The sequence below is a fragment of the Rhodococcus sp. SJ-3 genome (genome assembly GCF_051918125.1).
Classification (GTDB): Bacteria; Actinomycetota; Actinomycetes; order Mycobacteriales; family Mycobacteriaceae; genus Rhodococcus.
In genome coordinates, this window is sequence record NZ_CM123306.1 from 5,568,723 (window position 1) to 5,593,584 (window position 24,862).

The window sequence follows — 24,862 nt, forward strand, 5'->3', positions numbered from 1 at the left end:
GGCACCGCGTGTCGTAGTGGAGCTTCCCTGTGGAACGTTTTCACGGAATGTGAAGGGTCAGGCGTCCTTACGCCATAGCAATGCGTGCAGGCATTCGACCGCTTCCTCCGGCGATTCGACGTCGAGTACGCCCCCCGCGGGCATCTTCCAGCCTCCGATCGACACGACCGGTACCCCCGTGCGTACGGCCAACGCGATCTCGCTCATCGTTCCCCAGCTCCCGCCGACCACCACGAGTGCGTCGCTGCTGCGCACGAGCAGCGCGTTACGCATCTCTCCCAGGCCGGTCGGGATCGCAACCGTCAGGTACGGATTACCCACCACCCGGTCGTCCTCGGGAAGCAGCCCGAGCGTGGTCCCACCCGCCTCGATCGCCCCCCGGGAGGCCGCGGCCATGACCCCGCCGAGACCGCCGGTGACAACGACTGCTCTGCGGCCGGCGAGCAGACCGCCGACCTGACGGGCGACTCGCCGTTGCTCGGGAGTCGCCTCGCCCGGACCGACGACACCGACATAGCGCTGCGAATGCATATCGGGATTGTCCACTACCCCAAGGGTGAAAGGGCACCTATCCCCGGTTTTCGGATTCCACCGGCAGGGGAGCTCACGTCACCGTGCCAAGGCACGCACCCTGGTGACATGCCCGCTTCTCACCATTCGACTCGTCTGCGGCACACTACGGTGTACACCGACGACGGCGTGCCCCTTGCAGTCACCGCCGCCGGCCCCGACACAGCGGAAACGACGTTCGTGTTCGTGCACGGCCACTGTCACGACACCGACATCTGGTCTCGGTTGCGTCAGGCCCTGTTCTTCGCGATGGGCCGGCCGGTGCGGATGGTGTTCTTCGACCATCGTGGCCACGGCCGGTCCGGTGCAGCACCCGCCGAGACGTACACCCTCGACCGGATCGGGCGCGATCTGGGTGTGGTGCTCGACGCCGCCACTTCCGGACCCATCGTCCTGGTGGGGCATTCGATGGGCGGCATGGCGATCCTGTCCTATGCGCGTCAACATTCGACCGACATCAGCACGCGCGTCGCGGGAGTCGCATTGATCTCCACCGCGGCCGACGATCTCGCTCTTTCCGGGCTCGGGCGGTATCTGCACAGCCCGGTGGTGGAGTTGTTCCGCCGGGCTGTGTCCCGGGCACCGGACACCACACAGCGAATCGCGCGGTGGAGCGGCCGAGTGGGACTGCCCGTAGCCGGTGCGCTGCATCGTCGCCGCACCGTGTCGTCGAGGTCGGATGCCTGGGTGCTTACGGTGCTCGCATTGCTGTGCAGCGACACGTCGGTGGTCACGATCGCGGGCTTTCTCCGGTCCTTCGCAGTGCTCGACGAAGCCGCGGCTCTCTCCGTTCTGACTCACCTCCCGTCACTTGTGCTGTGCGGATCCCATGACGAGCTGACGCCGTTCGAGCTGTCAGTCGGTGTGGCGGCGCGGCTGGCGCACTCGGAACTCGTACGCATCGAGGGTGCCGGTCATTCGGTCACGGTCGAGCATCCCGACGCGGTGGCCGCGGCGCTCAGAGATCTGGCCGATCGGGTGTCCCGTGCCCGAACAGCCGCAACAGAGGTCACAGGTCGCGTTCGCTGACCACACCCGTGTGCATCGCAAGTTCGGCAAGACGCACTCGCTTGCGGTTCTGCGGTAGATCCTCGACTCCGAACTTCGCGAACAGTGTCCGCAGATGTGTTTTCACGGCGTCCACACTGAGATACATCTCCGAAGCAATGGTCTGGTTCGACGCGGGCGACGCGAAGGCCACCCCGTGTTTGTACGGACGACACAGCGCACGCAGGACCCCGCGCTGGATTTCCGTCAACGAGTTCACCGTGGGCAGCTCTGTGGCCATGCGGGTAGCCTCGTCGGGGCCCGCTCCGATCTCCTGGAAGCGCAGGCGGTGCGAACCGATACGGATACTGTCGCCTTCACGCAACCGCCGGCGCCCCGCAATCCGCTCACCGTTGACGAAAGTTCCGTTGCGCGAGAGCCCGTCGTCGAGGATGGTCCAGTCGGTGCCGAGCCACTCGACCACCGCATGCAGGCGCGAGACCTCGTCGTCGCCGGGAAATGCAACATCGGCGTCGGTAGCGCGGCCGATCGTCACCCTCGGAGTCCGCGACGTCAACACCACATGGTGCTGATGCCCACGTTCGTCGAGGTACGTCAGACGCGGATCGAGCGCGTCGCTCACCGAGGTCTCCTGCACACGGATCAATCGTGCGCCCGCGCGAGGTGTTCGGCAAGGACACGCCGCCACTCGTCCCGCGCGCTCGACGACAATGGTCAGGTGAACCGACATCGCGACCAGAAGCCAGCTACCGACCATCCGTGCCCGTGTGGACGCGGAATCCGATTCTCCGACTGCTGCGGGAGGTTGCTCGACGGCGGTGTCGCATCGCGACCCGAGGAATTGATGCGGTCGCGGTACACGGCGTTCGTACTCCGCGACACCGCGTACCTGCTACGGACATGGCATCCGTCGTCCCGGCCCGCATCGCTCGACCTCGACCCCGGGACCAGGTGGACCGGTCTCGAGATACTGCGGACGACGGGCGGCGGATTCCTTCATACAGAGGGCACGGTCGAGTTCCGGGCGCACTACATCGCGAGCGGAAGCGCCGACGTCCTGCACGAACACAGCCGTTTCGTCCGTGAGGACGGCGCCTGGCTGTACCTGGACGCAACCGGCGGCCGGTAGGTGTGGGCAGGTTTCAGGGATTCGGGCTCAGCGCAACAGCGTCGTTCGCAGGGTGTCGGCGAGCCACGTGCGATACCGGTCGACGTCCCATCCGCAATCGCGTCGCAGCAACGCGTGTACCTGCGGGGAGCTGAGGGTGTAGAGCACGTCCGCGGCATGGTCGACGGTGACGTCGGTACGTAGCCATCCGCTGCGGTGCAACCCCTCGGCGAGGGTTCGCGCATTCTCTGCGGTAGCGCGCGCGTCGTCCTCGGCGAACCGCAACATGTCGGGGTCAGCGCCCGACGATTCGATCGACGTGATCAGTAGGCCACCGGCACGCTCGAGCATCGCCGCTCCATACCCCACCACCTGGTCGATGACGGCGGCTGCGGCGCCCGACGCGCGCGGTGACCGCGACTGAGGCGAGCCGGGAGTACTCGGGTCGGCGTCGGCCGCATCCCCGGTGACGGCGGCGTCGAGCGCTTCCCGGAACAGCTGGGCTTTGCCCTCCGGGAAGGCGGTGAAGACCGTTCGCACTGCGACACCCGCTTCGCCGGCGATCTGTTTGACGGTGGTGCTCACGTACCCGTTGCGCTCGAACAATGTCGCCGCGGCATCTCGGATCGTTATGCGTGTGCGGCGCGCAGCCTCATCCCGCAACGGTGAGCTGTACGTTCTCTTGGCTGCGGACATCGAGTTCAGCCTAACAGTATCGACTGCATTGCCGGTGCACCGGAAAGGTGCTGCGCCACGCTCACGAACAGGGCATGCTTGGCCTCGTGCACACCTTCGAGGTCTGGGCTCCGATCCCGTCGTCCGTTCGCCTCCACGTCGACGGCGAGCTCCATCCGATGGATCGAGGGGACGACGGCTGGTGGCGCGCCGCCGTCGATGCCTCCCCCGGGTCACGCTACGGCTACGTTCTCGACGACGACGAGAACGTGCTGCCCGATCCCCGTTCCCAGCGGCAGCCGGACGGCGTACACGGACCGTCACAGTTGCACGGGATCGATCCCGACCGCTGGACCGACCGCGCCTGGACCGGACGACAACTCGCGGGCAGCGTGCTCTATGAACTGCACATCGGCACGTTCACCGAGAAAGGCACCCTCGACGCCGCCATCGAGCATCTCGACGATCTCGTGGCCCTCGGAATCGACTTCGTCGAGTTGATGCCTGTCAATGCATTCAACGGCCCCCGCGGATGGGGCTACGACGGAGTGCTCTGGTATGCGGTACACGAACCGTACGGCGGCCCCGACGCACTGCAACGGTTCGTCGATGCCGCCCACGCCCGCGGCATCGCCGTGGCGCTCGACGTGGTCTACAACCATCTCGGCCCCTCCGGAAACTACCTGGGCAGATTCGGTCCCTATGTATCGGAGAAACCGGGAATCTGGGGCGAGAGCATCAATCTCGACGGCCCCGGATCCGGTGAGGTGCGTCGCTACATCATCGACAACGCCCTGCGCTGGTTCAGCGAGTTCCACATCGACGCGCTCCGGCTCGACGCCACCCACGCGCTGATCGATCAGACCGCGGTGCACGTGCTCGAGGAGCTGTCGGTCGAAACTCTGCGTCTGTCCGCTCATCTCCGTCGTCCCCTGAGCCTGATCGCCGAGAGCGACCTCAATGATCCCCGAACGATCACACCCCGGTCCGCAGGCGGATACGGCATGCACGCACAGTGGGACGACGACGTCCACCATGCGATTCACACCGCAGTCTCGGGCGAGAGCCAAGGCTACTACGGTGATTTCGGTTCCCTCGAGTGTCTTGCACGTACCCTCGGGCACGGCTTCTTCCACGCGGGCACGTTCTCGTCGTTCCGTGGCCGCGTGCACGGACGCCCACTCGATGTGCGGCGGGTACCGGCCAGTTCGCTGCTCGCGTACACGTGCACCCACGATCAGGTCGGCAACCGAGCCCGCGGCGACCGGCCGGGCGGCTATCTCGATCGGGGGCAACTCGCGGTCAAGGCCGCACTCGTTCTCACCTCGCCGTATACCCCGATGTTGTTCATGGGCGAGGAATGGGGGGCAAGCACCCCATTCCAGTACTTCACCTCGCACCCCGAACCCGAACTCGCGAGGGCCGTCGTCGAGGGACGCCGACGAGAGTTCGGTGAACACGGATGGGACATCGACGATGTCCCGGATCCTCAGGATCCGGAGACCTTCCGCCGATCGATCCTTCGCTGGGACGAGCGCACCGATCCCGAGCATGCGCGCTTGCTCGACTGTTACCGGCAGCTGCTCGAACTGCGTCGCTTCCGCGCCGAACTCACCGACCCCTGGCTCGAGCACCTGCAGCTGACATACGACGAGGACGAACACTGGATCGTGGTGCATCGCGGTGCGATTCGCGTGGTGTGCAATCTCGGTGGTGATCCTGTGACCGTTCCTGTCGGTGGCCGACCACTGCTCTGGTGGGACGACCCCGTCATGAACCGGACGAAATCGGCGGTACTGGTGCCGGGACATTCGTTCGTCGTACTCGAATCCTGAACTGCCGGTTGACCGAACAGTCAACATCTGCCGAACATCTGCCCCACGATCCCCCTTGATCAAGCCTCGAGACCGCGCGTACCGTCAGAATACCGCCGAAATTTTTCGAGGTGAATCGTGATGGAACCCAAGAAAGTACTGGCGAGCGCCTTTCTCACAACCGCTCTTGTCTTCACACCCATGGCCGTGGCCACCGCAGCCCCGGCAACGGACTCGGCTCCGGGCGTAGTCGATGTCAGACACAACGACCGCGGCTGGGATCACGAACGAGGAGGGCACCACGACAACGATTGGAACAAGGACCGCAACCACCGCGATTGGGATCGCGGACACAACGATTGGAATCGCGGACACTTCTGGCGTCCGAATTGCTTCTGGTTCGGGCCCTGGCTCGTATGCATGCCCTGGTGAGTTCGGGTAACGAGTCCTATGTGAGGTAGCGGTAGGCGGGCGAGCCCGGCTCGAGCCGGCCCGCCTCGAGCGGCGATGTGTCCATTCGATGCAAGAGCGCCGAAAGATCCTCCGCTGCACCGAGTTCGATACCGACGAGCGCCGCACCGGTCTCACGGTTGTTCCGTTTGACGTACTCGAACAGGGTGATGTCGTCATCGGGGCCGAGCACTTCATCGAGGAACCGCCGCAGCGCTCCCGGCTCCTGAGGGAAGTTCACGAGGAAATAGTGCTTGAGACCCCGGTGAACGAGTGATCGTTCGACGATCTCTCCGTACCGGGACACATCGTTGTTGCCTCCGGAGACCAGACACACAACTGTTGCACCAGGTTCGATCGACAGATCCTCGAGCGCCGCGACCGCGAGCGCGCCCGCGGGTTCGGCGATGATGCCCTCGTTCTGGTAGAGGTCGAGCATCGACGTGCACACCGCACCCTCGTCGACCTGGGTCATGCCGAACGGGGCATGCCCGAGACCTTCCGCACGCAGGCTCGCGACGAGCGGCAGACTCGAATGCGACACCACCTCGGCACCGAGTTGCGACACCACCGCGTACGGGACGTCACCGATCCGCTTGACAGCGGCGCCGTCGACGAACGGTTCCACCTCGGGGAGGGTCACTGGGCCCCCGGCGACCAGTGCAGCGGTCATGGATGCCGCACCGCGGGGTTCGACGCCGACGATCGCGGTACGGGGGGATCTCTCGCGCAGGTAGGCCGCGATACCCGCGATCAGTCCCCCGCCGCCGACCGGTACCACGAGCACATCCAGGTCGCCCGGGAGTTGATCGATGATCTCGCGGGCAATGGTCCCCTGCCCCGCTGCAGTACGGACGTCGTCGAACGGCGGGATCATCGTCGCGCCGGTGCGTTCCGCGTCGTCGGCCGCCGCAGCAGCGGCGGCGTCGAAAGTATCCCCCACGGCGATCAGTTCGACGAACTCACCGCCGTGCACCTGGATGCGGTCACGCTTCTGCTTCGGGGTCCGCGCGGGCACGTAGATGCGGCCTGCGACTCTCATCGTCCGGCACGCGTACGCGACACCTTGCGCATGATTACCCGCGCTGGCCGTCACAACCCCGGCAGCACGTTCCCTATCGTCCAGCTGGGCCATCGCGTTGTAGGCGCCACGCAGTTTGAACGAGCGCACACGCGTCAGATCCTCGCGCTTGAGGTAGACGTGCGCACCGGTGAGAGCCGACAGCCGAGGGCTCAGTTCGATAGGGGTAGGTGAAACTGCCTCCGCAATTCGCTCCGCCGCAATGTCGATATCGGCCGCAGTCGGGACGGCAGTCATGTGCGTTGGTTCAGCGGTTCGCCAGGTGGAGGTCACTGTTCAATGCTGCCACTTGCCGCTCGGACTGCCCACGCGACCCCCTTCGCGGTCGGTCAGGATCGGAACTGGGACGGTCTCGGCAGGTTTCGTATATTCGATTTCGCCATCTTCACCGCTTCACCCACCCCCTCGTTCATCACCAGCCTCGACATGGCGAGAGCGAAGCCCTTCACCTGCTCACCGGTGATCGTCGGGGGGAGCGACAGCGCCAGCGGATCGGTCACGACGTCGATCAGCGCCGGTCCGGGATGAGCAAATGCGCTGCGCAGTGTCTGCTCCACCTCCCCTGGGTCCGCTACTCGGCGCGCGTAGAACCCGAGCGCTTCGGCCACCCGCGCATAGTCGACTGCCGGCACATCCACGCCGAAGTCTGCGAGGCCGTCGACGAGCATCTCGAGTTTCACCATGCCGAGGGTCGCATTGTCGAACAGGACGATCTTGACCGGTAACCGATGCATGACCACGGTGATCAGTTCCCCGAGCAACATCGACAGACCACCGTCTCCGCTGACGGAGATCACCTGCCGGTCGGGTGCCGCGAACTGGGCACCGATCGCGTGCGGCAGCGCATTGGCCATCGACCCGTGCAGTGCGGACGACAGAAAACGTCGGCGACCGTTCGGGGTGAGATACCGGGCCGACCACACGTTGCACATACCGGTATCGGCAGTGAACACCGCGTCGTCGGAGGCGAGGTCGTCGAGAATCGACGCGACGTACTCGGGGTGAATCGGCTTCCGCTGCTTGACAGGTGTCGTGTACGCGCCGACAACCTTGTCCATCAGATCGCGGTGACGCTCGAGTGTGCGCTCGAGGAACTTCCGGTCGGACTTGCGCCGAATCAACGGTTTCAACGCCTGCAAGGTCGAGGCGGTGTCACCGTGCACTGCGAGATCCAACTCGGTGCGACGGCCGAGCCTGCTCGCATCGATGTCGATCTGCGCCGTGCGCACGTCCGGGAGGAACTGCTCGTAGGGGAAGTCGGTACCGATGAGCAACAGCAGGTCGGCACCGTGCATACCGTCGTGTGCGGCGCCGTAGCCGAGTAGGCCGGTCATTCCTACATCGAACGGGTTGTCGTACTGGATCCATTCCTTGCCGCGCAGGCTGTGCCCGATCGGCGCTGCCACTGTCTCCGCGAGGTCCAAGACCTCTTCGCGTGCACCGCGAACACCCGCGCCGGCGAAGATCGCGATCTTGTCGGCGGCATCGATCGCCTCGGCCAGCGCTCGTACGTCCGACTCTGCGGGCACGACGGTCGGGGCACTTGTACGGACCAGTCGCGGCGCCGGCCCTTCCGAGGGCAGTGCCGCGATGTCACCGGGCAGGGTGACGACGGCAACACCCGGCCCGGCGAGTGCGTGCGACATCGCGCTCTGCAGCACCCGAGGAGCTTGCGCTGCAGCGCTGATCAGCTCGGTGTAGGTGGAGCATTCGACGAACAGACGGTCGGGATGGGTTTCCTGAAAGTATCCGGAGCCGATCTGGGTGGACGGAATATGTGAGGCGATGGCGAGCACCGGCGCTCCGGATCTGTGCGCGTCGTAGAGCCCGTTGATCAGATGCAAGTTGCCCGGCCCACACGATCCCGCACACACCGCCAGCTCCCCGGTGAGCTGTGCATCCGCCGCAGCAGCGAATGCCGCAGCCTCCTCGTGACGCACGTGGATCCAGTCGATACCGCCCGACGCGGTGCCGCCGGTACGGCGCACGGCATCCACGACCGGGTTCAGACTGTCACCGACGATTCCGTAGATGCGGCGCACACCCGCATCGACGAGTTGACCGACCAGCTGATCCGCGACGGTCCGCGCAGCCATGCCCGGCCTACTTCCGTTCGAGGACGAAAACGGGGATCTGACGATCGGTCTTGGCCTGGTAGTCGGCGTAGTCGGGGAATGCAGCCACCGCTCGGTCCCACCACAGCGTCTTCTCGTCGCCGTGCAGTTCGCGCGCCACCATGTCGTGCACCTCGGTACCGTCTCGCAGTTCCACCTGAGGGTTCGCAACGACGTTGTAGTACCAGACGGGATGTTTCGGTGCCCCGCCGAGCGAGGCCACAACCGCGTACTCCCCGTCGTGTTCGACTCGCATCAACGGAGTCTTGCGTACTTTTCCGGTCTTGGCGCCGCGCGTGGTGAGGACGACGACGGGCTTGCCATTGAGGGTGGTACCGGCGGTACCGCCGGAAGACTCGTAGGTTTCGACCTGGTCGGCGGCCCATTTCGACGGGCTGGGTTCGTATTCTCCGGTGAGAGGCATACCTACCAGTGAACACCGCGGGGTGATCCGGCACACCCAGGACCAGAAGTTCGTTGACCCGAATTCTTCTATGCGTCTACCCTGAAGGAAGACTTTCCTCGACCGGAGGTGCCACTCCATGACGACCCTCGACCTGCGGCCCCGCAGGACCGCTCGCGTGGCCGGTGTCGACATCGCCGGCACCGAATGGCCGCTCTACAAACTCGAGGCTCTTGCTGTCGGCGCCCTGCTGCTCATTGCCCTGTTCGTGATCACAGGTACCGCACAGATCGCTGTGCTCACCGCCGCGGCGGCCACCACCGTCACGTGGTGGGTGCGCCTTGCGTACTACCGGCGCACTTCCCACTAGCGGCCACCGCCCGCGACCTCAGGTCGCGAGACATCCCGGTCCGAGCAGTGCCTTGAGGTCGCCCATCAATGCCGACGACGGTTCCACGCGCAGACTGTCGTCGAGCTTGAGCAGAGTCACCTTACTGCCTGTGATCAGCCGGACGTGGACGTCCGCGGTGCCGGGGTGCCTGGTCAGTACATTCTTGAGCGCTCCGACCTTGTCGGGAGTGCACAACCGGGTCGGCATCGCCACCGACACCGGCTTGGCCACACCCACCTGGGAAAGATCCGGTACCGCAAGATCATTGGCGATCAACGAGATTCGGTCGTCGCGGATCGACACGCGCGCTTTGACGAGCACAACCGAGTCCTCGACGACATCCATGCCGTACACCGCGTACGACTGGGGGAAGAAGAGCACCTCGATCCCACCGGTGAGATCCTCGAGCTGTGCGGACGCCCATGCGAGACCGTTCTTGTTGATACGGCGGTTCACGGAGGCGAGAATTCCGCCCACCGTGACCTGAGTGCCGTCCTTGAGACCGCCCTCGAGAATCGCGGGGATCTGCGTGTCGGCCTGGGACGCGAGCACGTGCTCGACACCGTTGAGCGGGTGGCCGGACACGTAGAGTCCGAGCATCTCCCGCTCGAGCGCAAGAAGGTGCTTGCTGTCCCACTCCTCGTCGGGGATCCGGACGTTGAACACCGACGCAACCGATTCGTCGGCGTCGGCACCACCGAACAGGTCGAACTGTCCGATGGCCTCGGCCTTCTTGGTGCTCATCACAGCATCGATGGCGTCGGCATGCACGAGCATGAGGCCCTTGCGGGGATGCTTCAGCGAGTCGAATCCGCCCGCCTTGATGAGCGATTCGGTGACCTTCTTGGTGCACGCGACCGTGTCGATCTTGCCCAGATAGTCGGAGAAGTCGACGTACCGACCCTTCTCCTCGCGTCCTCTGACGATGGACGCCACGACATTCGTACCGACGTTGCGGACCGCGCCGAGCCCGAACCGGATGTCTTCACCGACCGAGGTGAAGTTGGTGTGCGATTCGTTGACGTCCGGCGGCAGCACCGTGATGCCCATCTTGCGGCAGTCGGACAGGTACACAGCAGCTTTGTCCTTGTCGTCACCAACGGACGTCAGGAGTCCTGCCATGTACTCACCGGGGTAGTTCGCCTTGAGGTACGCCGTCCAGAAGGACACGAGGCCGTAACCGGCCGCATGCGACTTGTTGAACGCGTAGCCGGCGAACGGGAGGATGGTGTCCCACAGCGCCTTGATCGCGTCTTTGCCGTAGCTGTTGGCGAGCATGCCCGCTTCGAAGCCCTCGAACTCCGCGGCGAGGACTTCGGCCTTCTTCTTACCCATGGCGCGACGCAGAATGTCTGCGCGTCCGAGGGAGTAACCGGCAACCTTCTGAGCGATCTGCATGATCTGCTCCTGGTAGACGATCAGACCGTAGGTGTCCGCGAGGATCTCCTTCAGGGGCTCTTCGAGCTCCGGGTGGATCGGCTTGACTTCCTGCCGTCCGTTCTTGCGGTCCGCATAGTCGTTGTGCGCGTTCATGCCCATCGGGCCCGGGCGATACAACGCGAGCACGGCAACGATGTCTTCGAACCCCGTCGGCTGCATTCGCCGCAGGAGGTCGCGCATGGCGCTACCGTCGAGCTGGAACACCCCGAGGGTGTCGCCGCGCGCGAGCAGTTCGTAGGTCGCAGGATCTTCGAGCGGCAACGTGTCGAGATCGAGTTCGATCCCGCGGTTGTCCCGGATGTTGTCGATCGCATCACCGATGACAGTGAGGTTGCGCAGCCCCAGAAAATCCATCTTGAGCAGGCCGATGGCTTCACACGAGGGATAATCCCAGCCGGTGATGATCGCACCGTCCTGCGCGCGCTTCCACAGGGGGATCGCATCCATGAGCGGCTCGGACGACATGATCACCGCGCACGCGTGCACACCCGCGTTGCGGATCAGACCCTCGAGTCCCTTGGCGGTCTGATAGATCTTCGCGATGTCCGGGTTCGAGTCGATGAGCGATCGGACTTCGACGGCTTCCTTGTACCGCTCGTGCGTCGGGTCGGTGATGCCGGACACCGAGATGTCCTTCGCCATGATCGGCGGCGGAAGCGCCTTGGTGATCTGGTCGGCGATCGCGAACCCCGGCTGACCGAACTGGACGCGCGCCGCGTCTTTGATCGCAGCCTTGGTCTTGATGGTGCCGAACGTGATGACCTGCGCGACCTTGTCGCTGCCCCACTTCTCGGTGGCGTAGCGGACCATCTCTCCGCGACGGCGATCGTCGAAGTCGATATCAATATCGGGCATCGACACGCGTTCGGGGTTGAGGAATCGCTCGAACAGCAAGCCGTGCGGGATGGGGTCGATGTTGGTGATCCCCATGGCGTATGCGACGAGCGATCCTGCCGCTGAGCCTCGACCGGGGCCGACTCGGATCCCGACGTCCTTGGCGTGGTTGATCAGGTCGCCGACGACGAGGAAGTAGGCGGGGAACCCCATCTCGTTGATGACACTGATCTCGTATTCGGCGCGCCGCAGGTACTCCTCGGGGACAGGCCCGTGCGGGAACCGGCGGTCGAGGCCGCGCATGACTTCCTTGTGCAGCCAGCTGGCCTGCGTCTCTCCCTCCGGAACCGGGAAGATCGGCATCCGATCGTGGTGCTCCCACACCTCCTTGTAGGACTGCACGCGCTCGCCGATCAGCACGGTGTTGTCGCACGCTCCGGGAACCTGACTGTCCCAGAGCTCGCGCATCTCCTGCGCCGACTTGAGGTAGTAGCCGTCACCGTCGAACTTGAATCGGGTGGGATCCGACAGGGTCTTACCGGTCTGGATGCACAGCAGAGCTTCGTGGTTCTCTGCGGCATCCTTGGTGACGTAGTGGCAGTCGTTGGTCGCCAACGGCGGGATCCCGAGCTTGTTACTGATCTCGAGGAGGCCTTCGCGGACACGCCGCTCGATCGACAGGCCGTGGTCCATCAATTCGAGGAAGAAGTTGTCCTTGCCCCAGATCTCCTGCCACTTCGCGGCAGCCTCGAGTGCCTCACGGTCGTGACCGAGACGCAGGCGCGTCTGGATCTCACCCGAAGGACATCCGGTGGTCGCGATGATCCCCTCGTGGTGCTGTGCGATGAGCTCTTCGTCCATGCGGGCCCACTTGCCGAGCTGCCCCTCGATCGACGCAAGCGAAGAGAGCTTGAACAGGTTGCGCAGGCCGGTCGCGTTCTCTGCGACCATCGTCATGTGCGTGTAAGCACCCGAGCCCGACACGTCGTCGGACTTCTGGCTGGGGTCGCCCCACTTCACTCGCTTGGTGGAAAAGCGTGACTCGGGCGCGACATAGGCCTCGATCCCGATGATCGGTTTGATACCGGCTTTCGTCGCGGAGTTGTAGAACTCACTGGCGCCGTACATGTTTCCGTGGTCGGTCATACCGACAGCTGTCATCTCGAGCCGTTGGGCCTCGGCGAACAACGGCCCGAGCTTCGCCGCGCCGTCGAGCATCGAGTACTCGGTGTGATTGTGCAGATGAACGAACGAGTCAGCCACGCGTGCCTCTCCCGGAAAGTCTGTGGGCAACGACGAGTCTAGGCGCTCGGTGCAACGTCATCGGACAGGCACACCGGTGTCCGACAGCAGACGGTGATGCGTGCTACTCCACACTCGTCGCTGTCGCGCGGAGGCCGCGCTCACGCCGCACGTGGGCCAGCGCATCAGCGCTGAACACCACGAGCGCCGCCCAGATGAGCGCGAATCCGATCCACCGTGAAGCAGGCATGTCCTCGTGCAGAACCATCACTCCCCACACCATCTGCAGACTGGGTGTGAGGTACTGCAGCATGCCCATCGTCGCGAGTGGCACCCGATGCGCCGCAGCCCCGAACAGCAACAACGGCACCGCGGTCACCAGTCCCGCCGACATCAGCAACAGCGAGTGCCCGATGCCGTACCCGGCAAAGGTTCCGGAACCGGTGACGCCGAGAAAGACGAGATAGACCACTGCGAAAGGCATCGCGACGATGCCCTCGCCCGCCAGAGACGTCCGCGGGTCGAGAGGCACGATCTTCTTGAGCACGCCGTAGGACGCGAACGAGAAAGCGAGAATCAGCGCGAGGAACGGTGGACGCCCGTAATCGACGGTGATCACCACCACTGCGACGGCGGCGGCGATCAACGCCACGATCTGCGCGGGCCGGAGCCGCTCGCGGAAGAACAACACACCGAACACGACACTCACGAGCGGGTTGATGAAGTATCCGAGTGCGGCTTGGATGACCTGCCCGGAGACCACAGCGTAGATGTAGACACCCCAGTTGACGGCGATCGCCGTCGACGCTGCCGCGACGAGTGACCAGGTACGCGGTCCGAGATGACGCAGGCCGGAAAGCCGACCGAGAACCGCGAGCAGCAACATCATCAGCACGAGCGTCCACACCACGCGATGGGCGAGGATCTCCACCGCCCCCGCGGGCGCGAGCAGTCCGAAGAACGCCGGAAACAATCCCCATGCGGCATACGCGCCGATGCCGCAGAGCACACCGGTGGCCGTCGGGTCATGTGGTTTGGTGGACAATCGTCGGCTCCTACGGCTCGCCGTCGTCAGCGCCGGGGGCCACCGTGTCGATATGTTCGGGCAACAGTGGTCTCACCGAGAACCTCCCGGCCACCGCATCCGACGGCAGCGCTTCGACCGCCCGGACTTCGGGAGCGGTGGCCGCCGTTCGTAACTGGTCACCGGTACCTCGTACGACGATCCCCACCACGCATGCGCACTCGGCCGCGAGTCGCTCCGCGGAGACGGCAGCGATCAGACCCGCGCGATCGCTTGCTGCAGCGGTGCTGCGCAACCGCCCTGCAGCGACGTCCGGAGCGCGCTGCAGCGCCTCCGGATGCGCCGACACGGCGACGGTGACGAACGGGGTCTGCACCCGGTCGATCGGCACCCGGAAGAGGACCTGGGCGACGCGCAGGGTGCCCGGCAGCGCGGCAACTGCGGCGACATCCAGCGGTTCGACGAACGACACGAGCGCCCAGCTCGGGTCCGGTCCGAGTTCGGTCAGAGTCGACTCGGCGCGGCCCAGATAGTCCGCGACCTGCTCTCCGTTGTCGGGGCCGAGCGCGTCGGTGCGCACCGACGCCGGACGGACCGGGTTGAGCACACCGGCGAGGAGCACCGCGAGCACCAACGCAGCCGTCGCCGACCATGACACAATCCGGGCCATGGCTCAGGCGTTGCGCAATACGTCGAGTGCGTGCTCGAGGTCAGCCGGGTATTTGCTGGTGATCTCGACCCAGTTCCCGCGGGTCGGATGCGCGAATCCGAGAGAGCGTGCGTGCAGCCACTGGCGTTCCAACCCGAGACGAGCCGCGAGACGCGGATCGGCGCCGTAGGTCAGGTCTCCGCAGCACGGGTGCCGTAGAGCGGAGAAGTGCACACGGATCTGGTGGGTGCGGCCGGTCTCGAGGTGGATGTCGAGCAGGCTCGCCGCTTGGAACGCTTCGACGGTGTCGTAGTGCGTGATGCTGGGTTTGCCGTCCGCCGTGACCGTGAACTTCCAGTCGCTACCTCGGTGCCGCCCGATCGGGGCGTCGATGGTGCCGCTGCTCGGATCAGGGTGGCCCTGCACGAGTGCGTGGTACCGCTTGTCGATGGTGCGCTGCTTGAATGCGCGCTTGAGCACGGTGTACGCACGCTCGGAGGTCGCGACGACCATGACGCCCGAAGTGCCGACGTCGAGCCGGTGCACGATGCCCTGCCGTTCGTGTGCACCCGAGGTCGAGATGCGGAAGCCAGCGGCGGCCAGACCACCGATGACCGTCGGACCCGTCCAGCCGACACTCGCATGCGCGGCCACACCGACGGGTTTGTCGACAGCGACGATGTCGTCGTCGGAGTAGAGGATCTCCATACCTTCGACGGGCTTCGCGTCGATGGTCAACGGCCGCGGAGGCTCGGGCAGGACCACTTCGAGCCACGATCCCGCAGAGAGTCGATCCGATTTGCCCATCGGCGCACCGTCCATGATCACGGAGCCCTCTTCGGTGAGCGCAGCGACCACCGTGCGGGACAAACCGAGCAGACGGGCCAGTCCGGCATCGACCCGCATCGCGTCGAGTCCGTCCGGTACGGGCATGGCCCGGGTCTCCCTCACTGACGTTCTTCCTTTCCGTTGGATTCCGATTCGCTGTCCCCTGCGCTGTCCGGTAGGGCTGCGTCTGCCGGTGTCGCTGTGTCCCCGGAGTTCGCACGTGTTCCATCGGGCTCGACGCCGAACACCGTCAACGCGACGAGCAGGATCGCGCCGCACACGATCGCCGAATCGGCGACGTTGAACACGGGCCACCATCCGACCGACACGAAGTCGACGACATGCCCCTGCAGCGGCCCGGGAGAGCGGAACAGCCGGTCGGTGAGATTTCCGAGCGCACCTCCGAGCACCAACCCCAACCCCAGAGCCCACCACAGCGAGCGCAGCGTCCGGCCGATCTTGATCACACCGATGACGACCCCGATCGCCACCAGCGTGAGCACCCACGTCATGCCGGTCGCCATCGAGAACGCGGCGCCGGGGTTGCGGATCAGCGTCAATGTCACGGTGTCGCCGATGACCGAGATGGGATCGGACGGGTCGATGTAGTGGACGGCGGCAATCTTCGTGATCAGATCGGCCACGTAGATCACCGCTGCCACGACGAGCAGATTGCGCAGCCGCCTCGGTCCCGCCTGCGCTTTCACCGGGGGATCCGGTGCGGGCGGTTCCGGCGTATCGAACGCAGGATCGGGCCGGGAAGCTTCGTCACTCACTCCGCCATCATCCCCTACCCAGCCGAGGAAGCGGCCACCGCGCCCGTCGTGGCTACCCTGGTGACGTGCCTGTGCTGTCGAGATTCGCCTATACGAGGCCGTGCGCCTTCGCCGCCGTCCTGTCGCTCACCGCGCTCGTCACGGGATGCGGTGATTCGCCCGACGGCACTCCCGCGGTGACCGCCGCGTCTTCGACCGAGGTGACGGTGCCCGTGTCCGCTGTGACCGCGACAGTGCTCGATGCGGGAGCCGAGCCCCGCGAGGTTGTGCGATTGACGCCCGCAACCGGTACCGAACAGAGCGTGATCCTGACCACGCGCTCCGAGGTGCACCAGCAGATCGGCGATCAAGCGGCGCAGGACTTCTCCACCCCTGAACTGACGACACCGCTGTCCGCGACGGTCACCGAGTCGGTGGCCGAGGGAGCACCCGGCACCGTGGTCGACCTGATACTCGGTGATGTCAGTACCCCCGACCCGCACCTCGAGACATCCCTCACCGAGGTCCAGGGGTCCGGAGCCGGGCTGACGATGGGCCCCAACGGTGCGGTCAGTGCGCTGCGACTCGAACCGGGGACCGCGGTACCCAACGTGGCGCGCTCAGCACTCGAACAGGCCTTCTACCAAGCGGTCTACCGGATGGTGGCGTTCCCCGACGAAGCGATCGGTGTGGGCGCGGTGTGGGAGAGCCACCAACAGGTGATGAGCGCGGGAATCACGATCGATCAGGTCGGCACGGCTACTCTCGTCTCCCGCGACGACGACCGGATCCGCGTGGATGTCCGCGTCGAACAGATTCCGCAGGAGTCGACCTGGATGTTGCCCAACGGACAAGGGCAGCTGTCCGTCGAGGAATACACGATGGCAGGCGACGGAACGATGACGATCGACCCGAGTAAGCCACTGCCCGTTCAGGGCGACTTCACGGTGAGCGGTGATCAGACCTATCTCGACCCGAATGGCGAAACTCGGTTGTCGCAGTCCCAGGTGGACCGGGTGGGCTGGCACACCCCGGGAAATTGAGCCGGTCCGGTCGACTGGTCACCGAAGCGGCGGTGGCCGACGCGGATCTCCGCGCCGGCCACCATCCCCGTCTCATGAAATGAGACTGTTCTCAGGAACTTACGGGCACGCGGGCGTCTGCAGGGCCGCCAGCGACACGATCGCACACGCGTTGTCCTGCGACAGCTTCCAGTAGCCGTCTTCAGCAACGAACATGACCGTGCCCGTGGATACCTGATCGCCGATGGCGGTCTCGATACCCGCAGTCGCAGTGCCGTCCTCGTTGTCGTTGATATCGATGATGGTGACCTTCGCACCGGCCTGCTGCGCGGCTGCTGCGACCTGGTCGATCAGGGTCGGATCGAGCTCTGCACCCTGCACGAGGTTCTGCTTCTCCTCGGCCGGAATGCTGCCGTCGAAGGCCTGGTCGAGCATGGTCTGCAGTTCCTCGACGGTGGGCACCGGCGGGTACTCGGATGCAACGGCCTCCGACGTCGTGGTCTCTGCCGTCGAGGTTGCCGCGGTCGTCTCGGTCGAGCCTCCGTCATCCGAGCTGCAGGCAGTCATCGTGAGGGCGGCGGCGAGCGCCACCGTAGCGACGGTGATCTTGCGAAGCTTCAAAATTCTCGTCCTTCTCGTTCTCGAACGAACACGACCTTCGTGCTCGGTCATCCAGCGACGGATGGGTCCACCGCGACAGGCGGGTCGTCCGCAAGAGTACCCGGCGGTATCGGCAGAACCTTGAGGGCCGCTGGAACGCGTGTCAGTGCAGGCTCGACAGTGGATCGGCGTGGTCCAGCAACGGATCTGCCTCGTCCAACGTCCGCGCAGGCCCAGGCCCGGTGGACCTCGTCTCGAATCGAACCGTGACGACACCGTGGCCGGCCCCCTGGACCCAGCCGTGTCCGAAATCCGGATGCCGGACGTCGGTTCCGGGCTGCCACCGCCGGCCCGGCGCCTGCGCCGGCTCGGACACGCTGTCGCCGATCGGATCAGCTCGCGACGGTTCCGGTTCGAGCGCATCGAGTTCCGGAAAGAGCGAATCCTGCGCAATCGCAGACAGCCCGGCGAACCCCACGCCGACAAGCCTGATGGGCCCGATCTCGAGTGGGTCGAGAGCCAGACGTTGCGCCGCGGCTGTGAGTACCTGCACGTCTTCCGTGGGATAGGGCAATGTCGTCGACCTGGTGAGAATCGACATGTCGGACTTACGCAGCTTGAGGACCACCGTCCGCGCGGCACGCCCGTCCTTGCGTAGCCGCTCGTGCGCAGCGGTCGCACTGGTAGTCACCGCGCGCCGCAGGTACTGCAACGCCACGATGTCTGTCGCATAGGTGGTTTCGGCACTGACCTGTTTGGCCTCGGCGCGTTCGACCACGGGGCGGTCGTCGAGACCGTTGGCCAGCCTGTGCAGGCCAGGGCCGATCGTTGTACCGAGAATGGACGCGACCTCGGTGACAGGAAGGGCCGCAAGGTGGCCGATGGTGTCGATCCCCAGCTTCCGCAGCCGTTCCTCGGCCACCGGTCCGATACCCCACAGGCTGCGCACAGGAAGGCCGTGCAGCAGCGTGAGTTCTTCCTCCGGTCGCACGACGAGCAGTCCGTCCGGTTTGGCCAGCCCCGACCCGATCTTCGCGATCTGCTTCCCCGACCCCGCACCGATGGAGGCCACGAGACCGGTCTTCTCCAGGATTTCGGCCCGCAACTCCGCACAGAAGCGGTCGGCTTCCTCGGCGGACGCCCCGGCCAGTTCCACGGGTTCGGCGAATGCCTCGTCGAGCGAGAGCGTCTCGAGGACCGGTACTCGTGAACGCAGGGTGTCGAACACTGCGGTGCTCAACTCTCGGTACACGACACCGCGTGGAGGTAGCACGATCCCGCCGGCCCCGACGAGCCTGCGCGCGCGGCTCATCGGCATCGCCGAGCGGGCACCGTAGCCGCGCGCTTCGTAGCTCGCGCCCGCCACGACCCCGCGTGCCCCGAGACCACCGACCAGTACCGGCCGACCCCGAAGGGTCGGCCGGGTGAGCTGCTCGGCGGACGCGAAGAATGCGTCGAGGTCCACGTGTAGGACCCAGCGCCGGTTCGCGGCGGTGGTCATCTCCCCAGGTTAGAGGGCTACGCCAACACGCTCGTTGCCGGGCGTTCGAACGCGCAAGCAAGACGCAAGTGCCATGCAAGAGGCGTGCAATCGGGTGCGCGGACAGTGGCATCAGCAACCACGATCCGAAGGGCACCACGCATGAACCATTCGTCTCCCCCTGCCATCGAGGCCGACGGGCTGGTCAAACGTTTCGGCGCATTCACTGCCGTCGACGGCGTCAGCCTCACTGTCCCGACCGGCTCGGTCTACGGCGTGCTCGGCCCCAACGGCGCGGGCAAGACCACCACCATCCGTATGCTCGCCACACTGTTACGGCCGGACGCAGGCAGCGCCCGAGTATTCGGGCACGACGTGGTCGCGGAACCGACAGCGGTGCGTTCCTTGGTCGGCGTCACCGGGCAGTACGCGTCGGTCGACGAGGATCTGACCGCGACCGAGAACCTGATCATCTTCGCGCGTCTACTGGGTCTGAGCCGCGCAGATTCGCGGCGGAAGACCCACCAACTGCTCGAGGAGTTCGCGCTCGAGGATGCCGCGAGCAGGGCACTGAAGTACTTCTCCGGCGGTATGCGCCGTCGCCTCGACCTGGCGGCCAGTCTCATCTCGCAGCCGCCACTGCTGTTTCTCGACGAGCCGACGACCGGTCTTGATCCGCGCACCCGTGCCCAGATGTGGGACACGATCCGCAGGCTCGTCGCCGAGGGTTCCACCGTGCTCCTGACCACGCAGTACCTGGACGAGGCCGATCAGCTCGCGGACCGGATCGCCGTGATCGATCACGGCCGCGTGATCGCGGACGGCACCGCCGACGAGCTCAAGGCGTCGGTCGGAATGTCATCGCTGCACCTGTCGCTGGTCGACCACGAAGACGCCGAAGCGACCCGCGCGATCCTCATCGAAGCACTGGGGGTCGACGTCGCCGTCAGCCCCGAGGCAGCGCGGCTCACCGCACCACTGACCGACACCTCGATCACCCCCGAATTGCTGATCCGATTGCGCGACAACGGCATCGTCGTCGACGAAATCACGGTGAGCAAACCCAGCCTGGACGAAGTGTTTCTGACCATCACCGGGCACGACGCCGATTCGGCGACCGCCCCCCACAACGAATCGAGCGTCGCATGACGACCACTCTTGCCACTGAGCGACCCGGCATCGCACCCCGCCCGCTCCCCACTGCACGTCGCGTCGGACTCCGCGACACCGTGACCCAGTCGCTGACAATGGGGTACCGCGGGCTCGTCAAAGTCAAGCACAATCCCGAACAGTTGTTCGACGTCGTGATCCAGCCCATCATCTTCACGCTGATGTTCACCTACATCTTCGGTGGAGCCATCGCCGGTGACGTCGCGTCGTACCTTCCGATCATCATCCCGGGCATCCTGGTCCAGACTGTGATCACCGCGTCCGTCGTGACCGGGACCCAGCTGCGCGACGACATGGACAAGGGAGTCTTCGACCGCTTCAAATCCCTCCCCATCGCCCGGATCTCGCCGCTGGCAGGCGCGCTGCTCTCGGATATCGTCCGGTACGCGATCGCAACAACCATCACCTTCGCCATGGGGTACGCGATGGGATTCCGACCGGACGGTGGGATCATCGGTGTCGTGGCGGCCGGCCTCCTCGTCGTCGTGTGCGCCTTCGCGATCAGCTGGATCTTCGCACTGATGGGTGTGCTGATGAACAAAGCGTCGGCTGTGCAGGGTATCTCGATGCTCGTGTTGTTCCCTCTGACCTTCATGTCCAACGCGTTCGTACCCGCCGATACGATGCCGGGCTGGATGCAGACGTTCGTGAGCATCAATCCGGTCTCGCATCTCGTGACGGCCGTGCGCGACCTGGTGAACAACGGCCAGGTCGGGATGCCGCTGGTGTGGTCGCTGGTCGGCGCCGCGGTCATCGTGGTGGTGTTCGCGCCACTGGCAGTACGCGCGTACATGCGCAAGGCGTGATGCCGACCCACCGCCCGCAAGTAGTGCAGGACCCATGCGGACCTGCACTACTTGCGGCTGCCGAGCGCTTCGAGGATCGAGGATCGGGCATGGTGACGACGAAGTCCCGCGACCGCGGCGAGTGCCTCTTCGACGCGCTCGGCGCCTGAGGTCACCCGAGCCAGGTCCAGATGCCGCGACACCTTCATCGACGGAAAGTCCTGCCGAGGAATTGCTCTCGTGGACAGTGCCAGCAATCGCAATCCACCCTCGGATCCGGTCGCGACATCGAAACTACCGAGCGCGCACGCCACTGCCCCGATCTGGGGCAGATCGCGGTACCCCTCCGGGCCGAGGTCTTCCCTCATCCTTGTTCCGAGCCAGTCGACGACGTCCCCTGCTTCGGCTGCACGACCGGCGAGGACATGAGCGCCGATGGTCGCCGCCACGACCAGCGTCCCGAACGGATCGGGAATGTCGTCGATGCCTGTGTCCGGCCAGCCCCTCAGCGCGAGCGCAGTCCGGTAACCTCGCAGTCCGGCGTCGATTTCACCGGATGCCAAGTTCACTTCGGCGCGACTCGCGGAGAGTGCGGCGATCCCCTGATTCCGGTCATGCACGGTCGTGTCGTCGGGGTCACCGACCTGATCCAGCTCGCGGCGCGCGTCGCCGACGCGACCCAGACCTACCAGCGCAGCAGCAATATAGCTGTGCAGAGCCGCGGACTCGTCGTATGCGTGCAATTCCCGCAACTGCTCGGCACTGTCACGGTAGTAGGCGACCGCTTCCTCGTAACGGCCCGACTGCGCGGCGATACTGCCGAGGTGTTGGTTGACCATCGACACCGTCCACTCCTCCCCCGCCGCCAGGGCGAGCTCGAGCGCCGCCCGGCCATCGGACCAGGAACCGTACATGTCGCCGCTGTTCTCCCGCAGGTTGGCCCGCACTATCAGCGCAGCACAACGTGACGCCCGATCGGGGTGTCGCACCGCAACGGCCAGCGCACGCGCGACACCCCGGCCGGATACCGGTAGCACCAGCAGCGCGGTGGCCGTGGCGATCACGGGATCGAGATCGTCTCGGGTCCGGACGATGTCGCGGAGCCGAATTCGGGTGAAGGCAAGCTCGCGGCTGACACCGCTGAACGACAGCACAGTGGCGACGAGCAGGTAACTCGAGGCGAGGAGGTTTCCCGGCACTGCACGGGCTTCCGCGCCCCGGGGATCGAGGTCGAGAATCCGGGGAGACCAGGCGAGCACCTCGGAGTGTGTGCCGCGCAACGTCCAGAGCATGCCGAGGACCGGGAACACCGTCAGCGCCACCCGGTCCTGTCCGCCGCTGAGCGCCTGTCTCAACACGGCGAGCAGGTTGTCGTGTTCGATATCGACCGCGCGTGAGACGGCGGTCTGGTCGCCGTCGAGGAACCTCCGTACGGCGCCGCGGCAGAACACTTCTGCCCAGTCGAACGTCCGGTCGAGGACCGCGGCCTCTTCGTCGCCGCGGGCCAGCTGTTCCTCTCCGAACTCGCGGACGGTTTCGAGCATGAGGTACCGCAGACCTGCACGTTCTTCGACGACGGTGAGCATCGACTGGGCCACCAGTCCCTCAATCGCGAATGCCGCATCGGCAACCTGACCCCACTGCGCGACGGCGACTGCGGCATCGAGTGTGAAGCCTGCCGGGAACCTGCACAACCGGCGCAGCGCCGCCCGTTGATCGGGTTCGAGGAGATTCCAGCTCCACTCGATGACCGCATAGAGGGTGCGATGTCGGTGGGGGGAAGTGCGGTCCCTTGAACGCAGCAGCGTGAATCTGTCGGTGAGCCGGGCATTGATGTCCTCGACCATCATGGTGCGCACCCTCGCGGCGGCCAGTTCGATCGCGAGCGGAAGACCATCCAGAGTGCGGCAGAGCCGTGCTACTTCCGCGGGATCCAACCGCACCGACGGACGCACGGCCCTCGCGCGGATGCTGAACAGATCCGTTGCTGGTGATCCACCCTCCGCGATGTCCAGCGGGGACAGCGGATACACGACCTCAGCGGTGATCGCCATCGGAGCGCGACTCGTGGCGAGCACTGTCAGTTGTCCGCTCGCCGCGACCAGGTCCGCGACGACCTCGGCAACGTCGTCGATCAGGTGTTCGCAGTTGTCGACGATCAGCAGCGACGGACGCGACGAGAGTGCCTCTCGCAACCTGTCACGCGCGTCGTGTATCCGCGCTCTGGTCAACACCGTCCCGGGAGTCAGCTCGACCTCACCGATACCGAGGACGGAGCTGATCGCGGCGACCACGTCGGCCCCGTTGCGCAACGGGGCAAGCTCGACCAGCGCTACCGGGATATCTCGTGCTGCCCGAAGGCCGATCTCGTGCGCGAGACGGGTCTTTCCTGTGCCACCCGGACCGAGCACGGTGACCACGCGCGCATCTGCCATCAGGCGCTCGACTTCGGCCAGATCTGCCTCGCGCCCGAGCAGGGCATTGGGCGCTGCTCGCAGCCCAACGGAACGCGGAATCGTCGGTGCTGCGCCATGTTCCGGTTCGGGAGCACGGTGTGGCCGTGCATGCGCTTCCGCCTCGACTGCCGGTGTCGAGGCGAACCTCGGCGACTCCCCCTTCAAGATAGCCGTATTGAGGTCGACCAACCGAGGTGACGGATCGGCACCGAGCCGGTCGGCGAGCCTGGTGCGGAGTCCGGCGAACACCTCGAGGGCTTCGCTGTCGAGTCCGAGGCTCGAGAGCACCAGCATCAACTGGCCGTGTACCTGTTCGTCGACGGGAGCCTTCGCAGCGGCTGCGCGTGCCAGTGGCAACGCCTGCTCCAGCTCCCCCATCACGACCGTCGCGGCCAGTTCCACGGCGTCGAGCCCGGCGGCACGAGCAGCGGCCTCGTCGGCGATCTCACGGGCGAGGTCACCTGTCACCAGATCCGCGCCCGGCTCGCCGCGCCACAGAGTTCGTGCATTCCGGACGGTTGCCACGGCGCCGGAGAGGTCTCCGTCCGCACGCTGTTGCTGCGCGCGTTGCTCGCACACTCGCGCCAAGGTCAGATCGACTTGCGTCCGGTCGAGGAGGAGGCGATAGCCGGCGGGACCCTTCTCGAGCACACCGTCGGGTAGCACAGCGCGGAGCCGGGAGATCTGGGTGTGCAACGCGTTCGTCGGCGAGCGCGGCGGCTCGTCACCCCACACGTCCTCGATCAGCGACCAGGAGCTGCGCGCGCGGCCCGGCCTGCGTGCCAGGGCTGCAAGGAGACTGCGGGCACGCAGGCCCGGCAGTGGGATCAGCTCGTCGCCACGGCGCGTCGCCACCTCACCCAACAGGGCAACTTCCACGCCGGCCGCGGCTGCCGCAATGAGGTCGTTCGAATCGTGGTGCACCTCCGCCGATCCTAGTACCCCGACATCGGGATCCCCGAG

Annotated in this window: 21 protein-coding genes and 1 pseudogene; 8 read left to right on the forward strand and 14 right to left on the reverse strand. The window is 65.6% G+C overall.

Translation table 11 applies throughout. From position 1 onward, the window contains the following. Positions 1-57: 57 nt before the first annotated feature. A pseudogene (locus ACTDXD_RS25885) lies at positions 58-558 on the reverse strand (TIGR00725 family protein); the annotation flags it as partial. Positions 559-639: 81 nt separating this feature from the next. Here ACTDXD_RS25885 and ACTDXD_RS25890 point away from each other — a divergent pair. Beyond that, positions 640-1,599 carry an alpha/beta fold hydrolase gene (locus ACTDXD_RS25890; RefSeq protein WP_440125005.1) on the forward strand — a complete coding sequence of 320 codons (960 nt, stop codon included), beginning with the start codon at positions 640-642 and terminating at the stop codon, positions 1,597-1,599. Here the strand turns inward: ACTDXD_RS25890 and ACTDXD_RS25895 are convergent. Further along, a complete protein-coding gene (locus tag ACTDXD_RS25895; RefSeq protein ID WP_440125006.1) occupies positions 1,580-2,200 on the reverse strand; it encodes an FHA domain-containing protein in 621 nt (206 codons plus the stop codon). The genes ACTDXD_RS25890 and ACTDXD_RS25895 overlap by 20 nt on opposite strands. A gap of 96 nt (positions 2,201-2,296) precedes the next feature. On the opposite strand from ACTDXD_RS25895, the gene ACTDXD_RS25900 reads away from it, so the two are divergent. Further along, complete coding sequence (locus tag ACTDXD_RS25900; RefSeq protein WP_440125007.1) at positions 2,297-2,707, forward strand: YchJ family protein; 411 nt, start codon at positions 2,297-2,299, stop codon at positions 2,705-2,707. A 27-nt stretch (positions 2,708-2,734) separates the two neighbouring features. Here ACTDXD_RS25900 and ACTDXD_RS25905 read toward each other — a convergent pair whose 3' ends face one another. Next, the gene (locus ACTDXD_RS25905) at positions 2,735-3,382 is read right to left on the reverse strand and encodes a TetR/AcrR family transcriptional regulator (protein ID WP_440125008.1); all 648 of its coding nucleotides are present in this window, start codon (positions 3,380-3,382) and stop codon (positions 2,735-2,737) included. Between the two features lie 86 nt (positions 3,383-3,468). On the opposite strand from ACTDXD_RS25905, the gene treZ reads away from it, so the two are divergent. Both treZ and ACTDXD_RS25915 read left to right on the forward strand, forming a co-directional pair. Continuing rightward, positions 3,469-5,196: a malto-oligosyltrehalose trehalohydrolase gene (treZ, locus tag ACTDXD_RS25910; RefSeq protein WP_440125009.1), complete on the forward strand. Its 1,728-nt coding sequence runs from the start codon at positions 3,469-3,471 to the stop codon at positions 5,194-5,196. A gap of 120 nt (positions 5,197-5,316) precedes the next feature. Then, on the forward strand, positions 5,317-5,607 hold the full coding sequence (locus ACTDXD_RS25915; protein WP_440125010.1) for a hypothetical protein: 291 nt from the start codon (positions 5,317-5,319) through the stop codon (positions 5,605-5,607). A 16-nt stretch (positions 5,608-5,623) separates the two neighbouring features. On the opposite strand, the gene ilvA is transcribed toward ACTDXD_RS25915, so the two are convergent. The 3 genes from ilvA to ACTDXD_RS25930 all read right to left on the reverse strand — a co-directional run bounded on the left by ilvA (position 5,624) and on the right by ACTDXD_RS25930 (position 9,244). Then, complete coding sequence (gene ilvA, locus ACTDXD_RS25920; RefSeq protein WP_169686468.1) at positions 5,624-6,943, reverse strand: threonine ammonia-lyase IlvA; 1,320 nt, start codon at positions 6,941-6,943, stop codon at positions 5,624-5,626. 92 nt (positions 6,944-7,035) lie between these two features. Then, entirely contained in the window at positions 7,036-8,802 is a 1,767-nt protein-coding gene (locus tag ACTDXD_RS25925; RefSeq protein ID WP_440125011.1) for a pyruvate dehydrogenase, read from the reverse strand. Positions 8,803-8,809: 7 nt separating this feature from the next. After that, a complete protein-coding gene (locus tag ACTDXD_RS25930) occupies positions 8,810-9,244 on the reverse strand; it encodes a nitroreductase family deazaflavin-dependent oxidoreductase (protein ID WP_440125012.1) in 435 nt (144 codons plus the stop codon). A 118-nt stretch (positions 9,245-9,362) separates the two neighbouring features. On the opposite strand from ACTDXD_RS25930, the gene ACTDXD_RS25935 reads away from it, so the two are divergent. Further along, positions 9,363-9,593, forward strand: a complete 231-nt coding sequence (locus ACTDXD_RS25935) for a hypothetical protein (RefSeq protein WP_440125013.1) — start codon at positions 9,363-9,365, stop codon at positions 9,591-9,593. Between the two features lie 18 nt (positions 9,594-9,611). Here ACTDXD_RS25935 and dnaE read toward each other — a convergent pair whose 3' ends face one another. The 5 genes from dnaE to lspA all read right to left on the reverse strand — a co-directional run bounded on the left by dnaE (position 9,612) and on the right by lspA (position 16,407). Next, the gene (gene dnaE, locus ACTDXD_RS25940) at positions 9,612-13,151 is read right to left on the reverse strand and encodes a DNA polymerase III subunit alpha (RefSeq protein WP_440125014.1); all 3,540 of its coding nucleotides are present in this window, start codon (positions 13,149-13,151) and stop codon (positions 9,612-9,614) included. Between the two features lie 103 nt (positions 13,152-13,254). Beyond that, positions 13,255-14,175 carry an EamA family transporter RarD gene (rarD, locus tag ACTDXD_RS25945; RefSeq protein WP_440125015.1) on the reverse strand — a complete coding sequence of 307 codons (921 nt, stop codon included), beginning with the start codon at positions 14,173-14,175 and terminating at the stop codon, positions 13,255-13,257. A 10-nt stretch (positions 14,176-14,185) separates the two neighbouring features. Continuing rightward, positions 14,186-14,824, reverse strand: coding sequence for a hypothetical protein (locus ACTDXD_RS25950; protein ID WP_440125016.1), 639 nt, complete (start codon positions 14,822-14,824; stop codon positions 14,186-14,188). A 3-nt stretch (positions 14,825-14,827) separates the two neighbouring features. Further along, positions 14,828-15,736, reverse strand: coding sequence for an RluA family pseudouridine synthase (locus ACTDXD_RS25955; protein ID WP_440125017.1), 909 nt, complete (start codon positions 15,734-15,736; stop codon positions 14,828-14,830). A 14-nt stretch (positions 15,737-15,750) separates the two neighbouring features. Next, a complete protein-coding gene (gene lspA / locus ACTDXD_RS25960; protein ID WP_440125018.1) occupies positions 15,751-16,407 on the reverse strand; it encodes a signal peptidase II in 657 nt (218 codons plus the stop codon). 65 nt (positions 16,408-16,472) lie between these two features. Between lspA and ACTDXD_RS25965 the strand changes: the two genes are divergently transcribed. Continuing rightward, positions 16,473-17,429 (forward strand): hypothetical protein, encoded by a 957-nt coding sequence (locus ACTDXD_RS25965; protein ID WP_440125019.1) that lies wholly within the window; start codon positions 16,473-16,475, stop codon positions 17,427-17,429. A gap of 99 nt (positions 17,430-17,528) precedes the next feature. On the opposite strand, the gene ACTDXD_RS25970 is transcribed toward ACTDXD_RS25965, so the two are convergent. Together ACTDXD_RS25970 and ACTDXD_RS25975 are read right to left on the reverse strand one after the other, a co-directional pair. After that, positions 17,529-18,029, reverse strand: a complete 501-nt coding sequence (locus tag ACTDXD_RS25970) for a hypothetical protein (RefSeq protein ID WP_440125020.1) — start codon at positions 18,027-18,029, stop codon at positions 17,529-17,531. A gap of 142 nt (positions 18,030-18,171) precedes the next feature. Next, the gene (locus ACTDXD_RS25975; protein WP_440125021.1) at positions 18,172-19,509 is read right to left on the reverse strand and encodes a DNA polymerase IV; all 1,338 of its coding nucleotides are present in this window, start codon (positions 19,507-19,509) and stop codon (positions 18,172-18,174) included. Between the two features lie 141 nt (positions 19,510-19,650). Here ACTDXD_RS25975 and ACTDXD_RS25980 point away from each other — a divergent pair, with 141 nt between their 5' ends. Then, on the forward strand, positions 19,651-20,637 hold the full coding sequence (locus tag ACTDXD_RS25980; protein WP_440125022.1) for an ATP-binding cassette domain-containing protein: 987 nt from the start codon (positions 19,651-19,653) through the stop codon (positions 20,635-20,637). Then, on the forward strand, positions 20,634-21,464 hold the full coding sequence (locus ACTDXD_RS25985; RefSeq protein ID WP_440125023.1) for an ABC transporter permease: 831 nt from the start codon (positions 20,634-20,636) through the stop codon (positions 21,462-21,464). The genes ACTDXD_RS25980 and ACTDXD_RS25985 overlap by 4 nt, the downstream gene beginning before the upstream one ends. Before the next feature lie 47 nt (positions 21,465-21,511). Here the strand turns inward: ACTDXD_RS25985 and ACTDXD_RS25990 are convergent, their stop codons facing one another. Continuing rightward, positions 21,512-24,823, reverse strand: coding sequence for an AfsR/SARP family transcriptional regulator (locus ACTDXD_RS25990; protein WP_440125024.1), 3,312 nt, complete (start codon positions 24,821-24,823; stop codon positions 21,512-21,514). Positions 24,824-24,862: the final 39 nt, after the last annotated feature.